This window comes from Ruegeria sp. BG11 (assembly GCF_056538565.1).
In genome coordinates this window covers 166787-179569 of sequence record NZ_JBQFTH010000003.1, presented here as the reverse complement: position 1 = coordinate 179569, position 12783 = coordinate 166787, and the positions used below count along the sequence as shown (strand labels likewise).

Annotated in this window: 12 protein-coding genes and 1 pseudogene; 2 read left to right on the top strand and 11 right to left on the bottom strand. The window is 59.0% G+C overall.

Annotated features, from left to right (window positions below; all coding sequences use genetic code 11):
* Window positions 1-21 precede the first annotated feature (21 nt).
* Both ACR0JF_RS06895 and ACR0JF_RS06890 read left to right on the top strand, forming a co-directional pair.
* Window positions 22-2499: an FAD-dependent oxidoreductase gene (locus ACR0JF_RS06895; protein WP_480669036.1), complete on the top strand. Its 2478-nt coding sequence runs from the start codon at window positions 22-24 to the stop codon at window positions 2497-2499.
* A 66-nt stretch (window positions 2500-2565) separates the two neighbouring features.
* Window positions 2566-3669, top strand: coding sequence for a mandelate racemase/muconate lactonizing enzyme family protein (locus ACR0JF_RS06890; protein WP_170659379.1), 1104 nt, complete (start codon window positions 2566-2568; stop codon window positions 3667-3669).
* Between the two features lie 5 nt (window positions 3670-3674).
* Here ACR0JF_RS06890 and ACR0JF_RS06885 read toward each other — a convergent pair whose 3' ends face one another.
* The 11 genes and pseudogenes from ACR0JF_RS06885 to napG form a co-directional block, all read right to left on the bottom strand.
* Entirely contained in the window at window positions 3675-4634 is a 960-nt protein-coding gene (locus ACR0JF_RS06885) for a Rossmann-fold NAD(P)-binding domain-containing protein (protein ID WP_170659378.1), read from the bottom strand.
* An 11-nt stretch (window positions 4635-4645) separates the two neighbouring features.
* A complete protein-coding gene (locus ACR0JF_RS06880) occupies window positions 4646-5773 on the bottom strand; it encodes an aminotransferase (protein WP_170659377.1) in 1128 nt (375 codons plus the stop codon).
* Between the two features lie 9 nt (window positions 5774-5782).
* Window positions 5783-6748 carry an ornithine cyclodeaminase family protein gene (locus ACR0JF_RS06875; RefSeq protein ID WP_170659376.1) on the bottom strand — a complete coding sequence of 322 codons (966 nt, stop codon included), beginning with the start codon at window positions 6746-6748 and terminating at the stop codon, window positions 5783-5785.
* Between the two features lie 93 nt (window positions 6749-6841).
* The gene (locus tag ACR0JF_RS06870; RefSeq protein ID WP_170659375.1) at window positions 6842-7831 is read right to left on the bottom strand and encodes a pyridoxal-phosphate dependent enzyme; all 990 of its coding nucleotides are present in this window, start codon (window positions 7829-7831) and stop codon (window positions 6842-6844) included.
* A gap of 113 nt (window positions 7832-7944) precedes the next feature.
* On the bottom strand, window positions 7945-8895 hold the full coding sequence (locus tag ACR0JF_RS06865; protein ID WP_170659374.1) for a LysR family transcriptional regulator: 951 nt from the start codon (window positions 8893-8895) through the stop codon (window positions 7945-7947).
* A 356-nt stretch (window positions 8896-9251) separates the two neighbouring features.
* A pseudogene (locus ACR0JF_RS06860) lies at window positions 9252-9526 on the bottom strand (transposase); the annotation flags it as partial.
* Window positions 9527-9589: 63 nt separating this feature from the next.
* A complete protein-coding gene (locus tag ACR0JF_RS06855; protein WP_170472389.1) occupies window positions 9590-9853 on the bottom strand; it encodes a hypothetical protein in 264 nt (87 codons plus the stop codon).
* Window positions 9854-9866: 13 nt separating this feature from the next.
* A complete protein-coding gene (locus tag ACR0JF_RS06850) occupies window positions 9867-10559 on the bottom strand; it encodes a NapC/NirT family cytochrome c (protein WP_170659372.1) in 693 nt (230 codons plus the stop codon).
* 29 nt (window positions 10560-10588) lie between these two features.
* Window positions 10589-11026: a nitrate reductase cytochrome c-type subunit gene (locus tag ACR0JF_RS06845; RefSeq protein WP_170376987.1), complete on the bottom strand. Its 438-nt coding sequence runs from the start codon at window positions 11024-11026 to the stop codon at window positions 10589-10591.
* A 12-nt stretch (window positions 11027-11038) separates the two neighbouring features.
* The gene (gene napH, locus ACR0JF_RS06840; RefSeq protein ID WP_170659371.1) at window positions 11039-11956 is read right to left on the bottom strand and encodes a quinol dehydrogenase ferredoxin subunit NapH; all 918 of its coding nucleotides are present in this window, start codon (window positions 11954-11956) and stop codon (window positions 11039-11041) included.
* Window positions 11953-12771: a ferredoxin-type protein NapG gene (gene napG, locus ACR0JF_RS06835; protein ID WP_170659370.1), complete on the bottom strand. Its 819-nt coding sequence runs from the start codon at window positions 12769-12771 to the stop codon at window positions 11953-11955. Before napG ends, napH begins: the two co-directional genes overlap by 4 nt.
* Between the last annotated feature and the right edge of the window lie 12 nt (window positions 12772-12783).

The window sequence follows — 12783 nt, the reverse complement described above, 5'->3', positions numbered from 1 at the left end:
CTCTGGAACAGGAATCCTGCGATGTCCAAGAAAGAACTGCCCGAACGCGCAAAGGTCGTCATTGTTGGCGGCGGGGTCATGGGCTGTGGCCTAGCCTACCACCTTGGCCACGAAGGATGGGGGGACGAGACCATCCAGCTGGAAAAGGCCGAGCTGACCAGCGGCTCGACCTGGCACGCGGCGGGCCAGATCACTCATTCCACAAGCTCCTACGGGCTGGGCAAGATGGTCGACTACAATATCGGCCTCTATTCGAAAACGCTGGAAGAAGAGACTGGTCAGGCCGTCACGTGGCACGGTTGCGGCTCGTTCCGGCTGGCCTATACCGAGGATGAGATGGACTGGCTGCGCCACACGCTGTCCGTCGGTCGCGCCCTTGGCTTCAAAATTGAGCTGGTGGGGCCCAAGTTTATTGCCGAAAAGCACCCGTTCTACAATCTCGATGGAGTCTTAGGCGCGCTGTACACGCCGGATGATGGCCATGTTGACCCTTCGAACGTGACCATGGCCATGGCGGCGGGGGCGCGGCAGAAAGGTGTGAAGATCTTCCGCCATTGCCGCGCAACCAACATCACGCAGAACGATTCAGGCGAATGGGTGGTCGAGACCGAACAGGGCACGATCACCTGCGAACATGTGGTCAACGCGGGTGGCACGTATGCGCGGCAGATGGGCGAATGGTCCGATCTGCAGTTGCCCATGACCTCAATGACGCACCATTATTTTGTCACCGAAAACGTGCCCGAATTTCAGGATCTGGAAACAGAACTGCCGGTGATCCGCGATGACAAGATGGTGTCGGGCTATATCCGGATGGAGCAGAAAAAGGGCCTGATCGGGATTTATGAGAAAGAGAACTCGAACTCTGTCTGGCACGATGAATGCCCTTGGGAGTACGAGAACTGGCTGTTTGAGGCCGACTATGACCGCGTGATGCCTTGGCTTGAAAACTCGCTGGAGCGGATGCCGATCTTTGCCGAGTTGGGCATCACCCGCGAAGTGCACGGCGCAATCAGCCACCCGCCCGATGGCAACCCGATGGTTGGTCCTGCACCGGGCGTTAAGAACTATTGGTGCTGCTGCGGTACTCAGATCGGCATCGGCTGGGGTCCGGGTCTGACTCGCGAACTTGCGAAATGGATGGTTCACGGTGCCGCCGATATCAACATGCGCGACTATGACCCGCGCCGCTTTGGCAGCTACGCCAAGAAAGACTGGCAGGTTGTTAAGGCGCATGAAGATTATAAGCTGCGTCACGAGATCCCCTTTCCGCATTTCAACCGTCTTGAGGGACGTCCGATCAAGCCGTCTCCGCTATATGAGATCCTCAAGGAAAAAGGCGCGGTTTATGAGGAGGTCTTCGGCCACGAACGCCCCCGTTGGTTCGCCAGAAATGGCGTGGAACAGCGCGACCACTACTCGTTCCGCCGCAACGAGGTCTTCGACATGGTTGCACTGGAATGTCAGGCCGTGCGCGAGCGCGTAGGGATCATGGACGTGACCGCCTTCACCAAGGTCGAAGTCTCGGGACCAGATGCCCATGCGCTGCTGGATCGCCTGACCGCGAACAAGATGCCGCAAAAAGATGGCTCGATCACGCTGACGCACTTTTTGAATCGCAGAGGGAGGATTGAGCTTGAGACCACGATCGTGCGCATGGCCGAGGATCGCTATTATCTGGTCTGCGCAGCGTTCTTCGAGCAACGCCTTGTCGATCACCTGAACCAGAACCTCGCGGGAGAGACCGTCTTCGTCAAAACGCTCTCCGAAGATTGGTCGGCTTTGTCCCTGAACGGGCCAAAATCCCGCGAGGTGCTGGCCAAATGCACCAATGCCGACCTGTCCAATGCCGGTTTCCGGTGGCTGTCGGCGCAGGAAATCACCATCGCTGGGCACAAGGTCTGGGCCTTCCGCATGTCGTATGCGGGTGAATTGGGCTGGGAATTCCATATGTCGGATGAAGCTTGCGTTGACGTCTACAACGCGCTCTGGGCCGCGGGAGAGGCATTCGGAATCGAGAACTACGGCTCGTTCGCGATGAACAGTCTGCGGATGGAGAAAGCCTTTCCTGGTGCTGGTGAGCTGACCAATGAGGTGACGCTGCCCGAGGCGAATGTGGGCCGATTCTTCAAGCTAGACAAAGATTATCTGGGGGTTGAGGCCACCCGCGCCAGCGCCGAACAGGCCCAAGTCGGTCAAATGCCTTGGATCTGCGCCTATCTGGAAATCGAGCCGGACGGCATCGAAGATGGTCATGGGGGTGAGGCAATCCGCATCGACGGCAAGGTCGTAGGCGCGACGGCTTCGGTTGCCTATGGTCATAGCGTCGGCAAGATCCTCGCCTTTGCTTTCGTCAAGCCGCATGTGAATGTCCCTGGCACTGAGGTCGAGGTTGTGATCGCCGGCTGCCCACGCAAGGGGCGTATCCTGGGCGAAGCGGCCTATGATCCGAAGTCCGAGCGTCCCAGAACGGATGCTCCAGCCGCAGTTCCGGCATAAATACGAAGGGGGCAGGGCGCGCGCACCTGCCCTCTCAACAAGCTCTGCGCCAAAAGGAAGCCTAAGTTGAAGATCACCCGCATTGCCGTTTGGGAAGTCCCTCTGACCAGCCATGAAACCTACTACATGGCGGATGGGAAAACCTGCGACACCACGACATCAGTGGTTCTGCGGCTTGATACGGATACAGGCTTGCAGGGCTGGGGAGAGGTCTGCCCGATCCCTCATTATCTGCCGGCCTATGCTAAGGGTGTCGTTCCGGCCGTGACCGAGTTGGCGCCGGTCCTGATTGGGGCCGATCCTGTTGGGCCCGAGGCTTTGATGGAGAAGCTGAGCGCATACCTTCCGGGCCACGGCTATGCGAAATCGGCCATTGATACGGCGCTTTGGGATCTGACGGCGCAGGCGGCAAGTCTGCCTTTGCACAAACTGTTGGGCGGGCGTCAGGTCAAGGACATGCCGCTCTATCATTCGATCACGTGCGTCGCTCCGGATGAGATGGCCCGGATGGCGCGCGACGCGTATGACAAAGGTATGCGCCAGTTTCAGGTCAAGCTGGGCGCAGATGCGGATTGGCAAACGGATGTCGAACGCCTGGCCAAAGTGCGTGAGGCCGTTGGCCCCGGCCCGCTGGTCTACGGTGATTGGAACTGCGGCAGCGATGCGTTGACAGCGATCCGCGTGGGACGTGCGGCATCCCATCTGGATGTGATGCTGGAACAACCCTGCGCGACGCTGGAAGAATGTGCGCATGTTCAGCGCTCAACCGGTCTGCCGATGAAGATCGACGAGAACGCCTTGGATATCTCCTCGGTCATTCAGGCGCATCAGTTGGGCTGTATGCAAGCAGTTGCGTTGAAACTGTCCAAGATGAGCGGCCTGTCCGCTATGCGTCAGATCCGTGATCTGTGTCTGACCCTCGGCACGCAGATGTGTATCGAGGATACGTGGGGCAGTGACATCACTACCGCTGCGCTGTTGCATCTGGCGGCCTCGACCCCGGCGCGCGGGATCATGAATACCTGTGACCTCAGCCACTATGTCGGCCCCCGCCTTGCGCCGGATGGGCCAGTGCGCGAAAAAGGCCGCATTGCCCCACCCGAAGGGGTTGGGCTTGGGGTGACCCCCGATACCGGCGTCTTGGGTCAGCCCGTTGCGATCCTTGACTAAGCTGGCTAGGACAGTTGCCCGGTTTCTATCTGCAAGGCGCTTGAGATCGCAATGTCCTGAGCCGCCAGCCCGGTCAAATCCGCGATGGTGATCTGATCAGCCGATTGCCGACCGGGACGCGCGCCCGACAGAATGTTCCCGAGTGTGGCAACATCTGCCTCGGTCAGGTGGCCGGTCTTGGCAAGGGTCTGGAAATCTCCGTGATCCAGACATTGATCCGGTGAATCGCAGACCAGCAGATCGGCGCGGGCGACCAGATCGGCCTCAAGCTCCTGTTTGCCGGGGCAGTCGGCGCCGACGGCCGAGATATGCGCGCCCGATTGTACCCAGTCGTTTGCGATCAGAAAGCTCTGCGCAGGTGTTGTCGCGATGATGGCTTGCGCTGTCTTGCAGGCCGATGGCAGGTCATCGGCGCGTTCAGCCTTTAGCCCCATTGCGGTCAGGTCATCGACTGTCGCCTTGGTCTGATCCGGGGACCGCCCCCAGATTTGGAAGGACAGACGGCGATCCGGGATCAACTGTTGCAGACACTTTGCCTGATGGCGGGCCTGCAAGCCGGTGCCGACGATCAGCACTCGCTCAAACCCCTCAACCGCAAGCGCCTGTGTCGCTAGTGCCCCGCCGATACCGGTGCGGACATCGGTCAGCCAGCCTTCGTCCTGCAGAAAGGCCACCGGCGCGCCGGTTTTGGCGGAAGAGACAAGGTTCATGCCATTCGAGCTGGGCAAGCCTTTGGAGGGATTGTCATAAAACCCGGTTGCAATTTTGATGACAAAGATAACGTCGCCCTCGATATGGCCGGATTTGACGTGACAATCCCCTGCGACCTCGGGGAAGCCCAGATAGGTGACGGGCGGGGTCTGAACCCGCCCCTGCGCGACGGCGATATAAGCAGTGCGGATCGCATCAACGGCCCTGGGGAAGTCGAAACGATCCTGAATCTGCGCCTTGTCCCGCTGAATCATCGGCGTCTCTTTCAGGCGGCGCTGTGGCGGGCCAGAAAGCCCGAGAATTTCTCAAGGCCCGCTACCAGATTCGCCGTGGGATTGGTGTAGCCCAGACGCAGCCAGCCCTCCATGTCCATGGCGCTGCCGGGGGTCAGCATCACGCCGTCTTCTTTCAGCAATGTCACGCACAGTTCTCGCGAGGACACAGGCAGGTCGTATTTCAGCAGGGCGGTGGTGCCGGATTTCGGCTTGACCCATGAGATCAGAGGCTCCTGCGCGATCCAGTCTTCGACGATCTGCAGGTTCTCACGGGTGATCCGCTGCGCGCGATCCAGAATTTTGTCGCGATTTTCCAGTGCCATAGCGGCCAACAGCTCATCGACCTGTCCGACCGAGATGGTGTTGTAGTCACGGTGTATCATAACGTCATGCAGCATATCCTTGGGCCCCGCGATCCAACCAACGCGCAAACCGGCCAGAGAATAAGCTTTGGACATCCCCGCCGTGCTGATCCCCTTTTCGTAGAGATCAGCGACCGCCGCCGTGAAGCCATCCCCTGTCTGATCGGTACCGCGATAGACCTCATCACATAGCAGCCACGCACCGACGCCGCGCGCGATCTCGACGATCTGTTCCAGCATCTCACGATCCATCAGCGCGCCCGTGGGGTTGTTGGGGTTGTTGATCGCGATCAGACGCGTGTCAGGGCGGACCATGGCGCGCAATTCATCCAGATCGGGCAGGAACGCGTTTTCGGGCTTCAGGTGCAGCAGTTCAATCTCGGCACCGATGCTTTCGGGGATCGAGTAGTGCTGCTGATAGGTCGGGATAACCGAAATCACGTGATCCCCGCGCGACACAAGGGTCTGATGCACCAGAGAATTCGCCCCAATGGTGCCATGGGTGGTCAGGATATTCTCAGGCGTCTGGTTTTCGTACAGGCCGCAAATCGCGTCGCGCAACCGGTCCGAGCCTTCGATCGCGCCATAGGTCATCTTCATCGCCGACAGGTCGTTCAGGATGCTGTTGTGCTGTCCCGCCATCTCGAACAACTCACCCAGAGTGATGGATTCCACGCAGGTTTCCGCAAGGTTGAGGTCGCATTTCGTCTCGAACTCATTCATCCACATTTCAACGCCGAAAGGTCTGATATCCATGGGTCTCTCCTAGTCTTTTTGTTGCGCCGAAGCCGCGTCATAGACGGCACGGCCCATGAAGATGTCCTCCAGCCCCAACCCGATTGAGCGGAAGAAGACGGGTTTGTCGCCTGACGGTGTCTCGCAGGCCTCAACCTGCAATTCGGCCAGATCACCGCGAATGCTGTCGGGTTGCCAACCGGCCTCGGCCGCCAATTTCATCTCTCCGGCCGAACCGGGCGTGGTGGCGCGATAGTCGCAATAGACCTCGGCTGTGGTCAGGAACGCCGGGTCGACCTCATGCGCGTTGGCGACATTGGTGCTGATTGAGGTGACCAATGTTCCAGCGGCCACTGACGCGGTGTCGAACACGGGCGTACCGGACGAGGTGCAAAGCATGACGACATCCGCGCCCTGACTGGCGGCCTCGGCGCTGCCCGCCAGCTGGACGCGGCTGTCGGTCGCTTGCCACTGCGCTGCCAACTCGGCGTTTTGCGCAAGGTTGGGGGAACAGACGCGAATATCGCTCCAGTCGCGCAGGGCCAGCACATGTTTCAGATGTGCTTGCGCCACCTTGCCGGAGCCGATGATCGACAGAACCTTGGCCTCGGGGCGGGCGAGGTGGTCGACGGCCAAAGCGGTCGTGGCCGCGGTGCGTTCGGTCGTCAGCTCACCGGAATCGCAAAGCATAAGGGGCTGGCCGGTTTCCATCGACATCAGAACTGTCCACGCAGTAATCACGGGTTTGCCAGGGCGCACCAAATAGGGCGAGAGTTTGGCGCCAAACAGATCGGCCCCGGTGCTTGCCCCCAGATAGGTGATGAAATCGCCCTTGTCTTCGGGGAACAGCGTCAGGGTTTGCGACGGTTGCACGGCTTGCCCGCGCCCAAGCTCGGTAAACAGCGCGCGCATCGCGGCCAGCGCGTCAACTGAGGGCAAAAGCGCGGCAACGTCTGAGGCGTTCAGCACGATTGCGGATTTGGAGGTGTTGGTCATGACGGAGTCCTTGGTCCTTCGCTGCGGGGCAATCCCCGGTGCTTTTTAACGGGAGGGATGCGGGCAGGAAATGCCCGATCATCCCGGCGGGGGTCAGATCCCGGTGTCATTGAGCACCGACAGAAACGTCGGCAGGCCAATATTGCGGCCACTGATGACGACGATGGCGCGTTTGGGGGCCATCTCGCGGACCTCAGGGCTGAGCGCTGCGATCACCGAGGTGATTGAGCCGCCCTCGACAATCATACCTTCGCTATCGGCAAACCGGGCTATTTCAGGCACCAGCGCGTCCTCGGGAATCAGAACGGCGCGATCCATGAAATCGCGAATGATCGGAAAGGTATAGCGATTGCGCAGGCCGATTGCCCCCGTGATGCTGCTGGCGAGGCTTGGGAATTCCTCGACATGGACCGGTTTGCCCGCCTCAAGACTGCGCACCATGCCCGGTTCGACCTCCATCGACGACCCGACAACGGAGAAATTGGGTGAAATCGACTTGGTGGCCAGCGCAATGCCAGACAAAAGACCGCCCCCGGACAAGGGCGCGATGATCATGTCCGCATCGGGCAAGTCGGTCAGCGCTTCTAGCGCGATCGTGCCTTGCCCCGCGATAACGTTCAGATCGTCAAACGGATCGGCCCAGGTATAGCCGTGCTGCTCCATCAGCCGATCCGCGTGATCTTGCGCCTCGTCCTGAGTGTCGCCATGCACGATCACCTCGGCCCCGAGGTCGCGCATCGCCTGACGTTTGTTTTCGGGACAGAGCGAGCAGACAACCACACGAGCCGTGATCCCCAGACGTTTGGACAGATAGGCCACGGCCCTGCCGTGATTGCCGCTGGAGACAGCAATGATCCCGCGTGCGCGTTCCTCGGCGGTCAGTTGCAGAATGCGGTTTGAGGCCCCCCTCAGTTTGAAACTGCCTGTGGTTTGCAGGTTCTCCAGCTTCAGCCAGATTTCAAAACCCGCACGCTCCGACAGGGCCTCAGAAAACACCAGTGGTGTCTTGCGCACGATGGGCGCGATCCGCTGCGCGGTGCTCATGATCTCTTGCAGCGAGACATAGCTGTCGGGGGTCGTCATGTCAGGGGTCCTGCCGTTGCGTTCGATGCCATCGGGACACCATGTCAGAAACCGGGCGCGAGAAAATCCATTTTTTCTGAAGTGAACTTATGGCGGTGCAAAAGTGACGGCACTCAGCTTTGAGTTTCAGCCAGCGCTGTCAGAAACAAATCGACACGTTTATCCCCGTGGGCCTTGCGGGAGACCAACTGAATATCGGTGTCATAGGCAAAGACCTGCGGTAGAACTGATTTCAGCTCACCTCGCTCGATCCATGGCTCGCAGGCGTGGCGGGGCAGGTAGCCGAGGTAAAGGCCGCTAAGGACCATCGCTAGCATCGCCTCCATTGTGGCCGCAGTTGCCGTGCTGGTGAAAGGCCCAGGCGCCTGGTGTCGGTCGCGATCATCAAAGCTGCGTTTGGAAAATTGCGCTTTGGTCACTGCCTCTTCGATTTCGTCGGGATCCTGCAGATCATAGATCGGATTCAACCACCCGCAGCACAACAGCTGCTGTTCGACATAGACTGTTTCGCCGCGAAGCGAGGGGGACAATTCCTGAAACGGCCCGACGGCGATGTTGAGTTCATTGTTCAGCAAGGCGCGCTCCATTTGAGGGGCGCTCACTATGGCGATGTTCAGCGAAATCTCCGGCGCTTGCGCGGCAAACCTCTGGATCACCTTGTAGATCGGACACGAGAGATTGGTCAGAATCGCATCGTCCATCGCGATGTTGAATTGACCCTGCATGTCGCTCGTAAAGGCTTGAACCGACTTGTTGAAGGACCCGATCGCAACGCTGAGCGAGCGGAGTTCCTGATACACAAGAAGCCCCCCTTCGGTCAGCTGAAACCCATCGCGTCCGCGGTCACAAAGCCGAAAGCCCAGCCGCGTTTCCAGGTTCGAAATTGCGGCGCTGACGGCAGACAGGCTCATGTTCAGGCCATATTGGGCGGGGGACAGCCCTCCGGCTTCGACGACATGGGCAAACACCTGCAGAAGCTTCATATCCGCGTCCTGCAATCGCAGTTGAACAGAGGACGCTCCACCCTGATCAGCCGTACGCAAGTCTTGGGTCTTGTCTTTCAATTGTTACGCCCGTCGCTGATCCGGTTTCACCACTATCTTTAAGTTAGGACGAACAAGAGGTGCAACTCTCAGAGCGTGTGGAACCCGGAATAGCTGAAACGCCAAAATCCTAAGAGCCGCAAGGCGGTCTTTCGCTTTAAGTACATGGTGCAGAGACCAGCGTCAAAACCTGTGACCCAACACCTAGGGTCAGGATGCAAATCCTAAAAATGACGGTCGCTGCGAGGGCGATTGGAGAAAGAAAGACTTTGGCGGCGATCACAACGTGTCGCCACGCACATCTAATCCCTGAACCTACCAAACAGGATCTCACATCACTTTCCGGCAGCGCATGGCGGGGCGATGTCCCGAAATTGGATCACCATGATCTTTTCCTCGCAATATTCGGCAGCTGGGCCGACCATCATTTGGGAAAAGTGCTTTTCTCGCTCCCACGTTTCCATCGACTGTAGAGTGTCTTGTGCTGCCCATAGACCTCGAGCGCGTCTCGCCATCGTGTTCCACTACGATTGATGAAGAAAATCTCGCTCAGCACTCGTTCATCATCGACCCGTGGCCTGCCGAGCGACTTCGTGAAGAACGGGGAAAGTTTGGCCATCTGCTCGTCGCTCCGCCGGATCAGATCGCTCATGCCATCGCTCCGTGTTCCAAGACGTGCATGATGCAGCGCATCGAAAATCAATGCATCCTGACTCTATGGCCTGACTTGCGTTCCTTTTATTCGGATAAGGCTCCCTAGACCGCCCGCACACACGCCAACCAGAATTGCAATCACGAGTTCAAGAGCTTCGATTTGAGCGAATTGAAAACCGGCAAAGACCAGTGTTTCAAACACGCCGACAAGTCCGCCCAGCGCCGCGCCTAGCCATATTTGTCTGGTCATCATTCCCAGCGCCAGCCCAAGAATGCCGGGCAGGCTGAGGATGTTTCCACCGATTGTCCCAAGTATATCTAACATCTCTGCCCCCTTCTTAGTCTGCGCTGGTGTTGAGGAAGGACTGGATGTCATCGCCAGACACCGACGCTTGTTTGTGCAGCGGCTTGCCGTCAATCGCTTCGGCTATGTCCTGATAGGTCTCAAGATATCCCGGCGGCAGGCTGTGAGCGATGCCCTGGTGGCAGTCGATACATGTCATTCCGGTGTCAATCGCACGCTGGTGCTCGCTAGCGGCGCGTGTCTCCTGCAAGGTAAAGTCCATATAGTCGAAGTTGTGACAGTTCCGGCATTCACGGCTGTCTGATTCTTTCATCTTCTTCCAAACGGCCGAAGCCATTGCCAGACGGTGATCCTCGTATTTCTCGGGGGTGCTGATAGTACCTGCGAGTTCGTGATAGACATCTTTCACGGCCATGATCTTGGCTTTGATCTTGTGGTTCCACTCATCCGGCACGTGACAATCTGAACAGATCGCGCGCACGCCCGAGTGGTTGTTGTAGTGGATCGTCTCGCGGTATTCGCCCAGATTGGTTTCCATCGTATGGCAGGACACGCAGAATTCTTCGGTATTGGTCAGTTCGAGCGTCCAGTGAAAGCCACCCCAGAACAGGATACCCCCCAGAAAGCCGGCCAAGATCAAAAAACCCGAACTGAACAAAACAGCCGGTGTCCAGAACGCGTTCCACAAGCGACCGATCCAGCCGCGTTTTTCAGGAGAGTCTGCCATCTTGGTGCTCCTTTCAGTCATACGTTGGATTAGTTGCTGTGGGATGGTTCAAACAGGTTATCGACCAAGGTAGGCGCATTTACCTGCGGCACGTGGCATTGGTTGCAGAAATACCGGGTCCCTGCGATGTGATCCAACTCATTGCCGTCGCGATCGAGATAGTGGGTCATCGACAAGGTGGGCGCGTTGCGTTCGCCCGCAACGGTCCAGTCATGGCAGGAAAGGCACTGGTTGGTTCGCGTGTCGATCTGGTATTGTTCGATCGAGTGTGGGATCAGCGGCGGCTGTTGCCGGTAGTTCCGCACAATACGTCCTTCCATCGTTTTATGGACTTGATCCAGCGGGACCGTTTCATCCACTTCGCCGCCTCGCAGGGTCTCAACCTGGGCGGATTGCGCAAGGGCGAACCCGCTGAGGAGTACGACTGGGATCAGGGCGGCGACGCCTGTCAGGATTGGCTTGTTCATCTGTGCACTCCCTTAGATAGGTCTGGCCGTGCGCGCATCGGGCGCGGGAACGGGATCGAAAGGCGCGACGACCTTGTCGTCGAACCGGTGAGTAAACTTGAAGACATCCACCGCACATACATCGATGCAGCGACCGCAATTCGAGCAATCGGGGGACAGGATCAGCGGCGTCGCATCCGGTTTGCCTTTCAGGGCTGGCGAGATGACCTGGTTTTCCGGGCAGACGGCGTAGCAATCCATGCAGTCATTGCAGGCAGTCCGGTTAGCGGCGCTGACACGCAGCAGGCTCTTGCCGCCGATCAGGCCATAGAAGGCGCCGACGGGGCAGATATGGCCGCACCAACCGTGGCGGGCGACGACCAGATCAAAGATGAAGATCGCAGCGATCAGCGCCCAGACAAAGCCCGCGCCGAAAATCAGCCCGCGATGCAGCATGGTGATCGGATTGACCAACTCCCACGCAATGACGCCAGTCAGGCCCGAGACAATCAGGACCGTTGCCAGTATCCACAGACGGGTGGTGCGTTTGGGTTGCCAGCCTTTGGGCAGGTCCAGCTTGCGGTGCAACCAGTTGGCGGCATCAGTCACCGGGTTGATCGGACAGACCCACGAACAATAGACGCGCCCGCCGATCAGCGCATAGGCGACCAGAACGATGATCCCGCCGATCAAGGCGGTCAGTTCCGGCCAATGCCCGGCCACAAAGCTTTGCAGCAGCACAAACGGATCGGTCAGGGGCAGAATGCCAAGGGTCAGCGACCCCGCCAACGTTCCCTGCACGATCCAGAGACCGAACCATGGCCCCAGCAGAAACAACGCCAAAAAGAACAGTTGGCTTGTCCGACGCAGCAGCAGGAACTTGTGCGCACCGACCCAGCCTTTGGCCTCAATAGCCTCCTGACCAACCGGAACATGAGTGTGAGCGCTCATTGGCCTGCCCCCGGTAGGTTATAGGAGGGCGCAAAGCCGCCCGGCGCGGCCAGATTGTCTGTGCCAGGCCCCGGCAGGCGGTCGGGTAGGTCGATCAATCCGTCCACAAGCGGACCGCCGTGGCTTTCTTTTTCTTCCCAGCCCTTTCGATAGTGGTCTGCGCTGCTGCCGCGCGCCAATCGGGCGGGCAGTACTTTGATCGCAGCTTCGGGTAGAACACAGCTTTTCTCGCACATACCGCACCCTGTGCAGCGATCGGCATGGACGGTGGGAATGAACATCGCATGGTGGCCTGAACGCGCGTTGTGCGCGGTTTCCAGTGTTATCGCCTCGTCAATAACGGGGCAGACGCGGTAACAGACATCGCAGCGCAGACCGAGGAAGTTCAGGCAGTTTTCCTGATCGACCAGAACCGCAACGCCCATGTTGGCATCATCGATATTTTCCAAACTTGGGTCCAGCGCGCCGGTAGGGCAAGCGGCGACACAGGGTATGTCGTCGCACATCTCACACGGTACATCGCGGGCGGTGAAATAGGGCGTGCCGGTTGCAACGGCATCGACCCCAAGCTCAGCCAGTTTCAGGGTATCGTAAGGACAGTCCCGCACGCAGAGCCCGCAGCGGATACAAGCCGACAGGAAATCTTTCTCAGACAATGCGCCGGGCGGCCGCAAGGCTTCCGCCGGAAGCGCGCGGGCATCGCGCGCCAACCAGGCCAGCAATGACCCGGCGACCACACAGCCGCCTGCCGCGCGCGCCGAATCCTGCAGGAAGCGACGCCGTTGCGGCGAGAGAGGAGTACCGGTCAGGGACATGGGGACAACCTT

Coding starts and splice junctions, on each gene's coding strand:
- ACR0JF_RS06850 (WP_170659372.1), bottom strand. CDS start 10,559: ATGGCAGACTCTCCTGAAAAACGCGGCTGGATCGGTCGCTTGTGGAAC.
- ACR0JF_RS06845 (WP_170376987.1), bottom strand. CDS start 11,026: ATGAACAAGCCAATCCTGACAGGCGTCGCCGCCCTGATCCCAGTCGTA.
- napH (WP_170659371.1), bottom strand. CDS start 11,956: ATGAGCGCTCACACTCATGTTCCGGTTGGTCAGGAGGCTATTGAGGCC.
- ACR0JF_RS06875 (WP_170659376.1), bottom strand. CDS start 6,748: ATGACCAACACCTCCAAATCCGCAATCGTGCTGAACGCCTCAGACGTT.
- ACR0JF_RS06885 (WP_170659378.1), bottom strand. CDS start 4,634: ATGATTCAGCGGGACAAGGCGCAGATTCAGGATCGTTTCGACTTCCCC.
- ACR0JF_RS06880 (WP_170659377.1), bottom strand. CDS start 5,773: ATGGATATCAGACCTTTCGGCGTTGAAATGTGGATGAATGAGTTCGAG.
- ACR0JF_RS06895 (WP_480669036.1), top strand. CDS start 22: ATGTCCAAGAAAGAACTGCCCGAACGCGCAAAGGTCGTCATTGTTGGC.
- ACR0JF_RS06870 (WP_170659375.1), bottom strand. CDS start 7,831: ATGACGACCCCCGACAGCTATGTCTCGCTGCAAGAGATCATGAGCACC.
- ACR0JF_RS06855 (WP_170472389.1), bottom strand. CDS start 9,853: ATGTTAGATATACTTGGGACAATCGGTGGAAACATCCTCAGCCTGCCC.
- napG (WP_170659370.1), bottom strand. CDS start 12,771: ATGTCCCTGACCGGTACTCCTCTCTCGCCGCAACGGCGTCGCTTCCTG.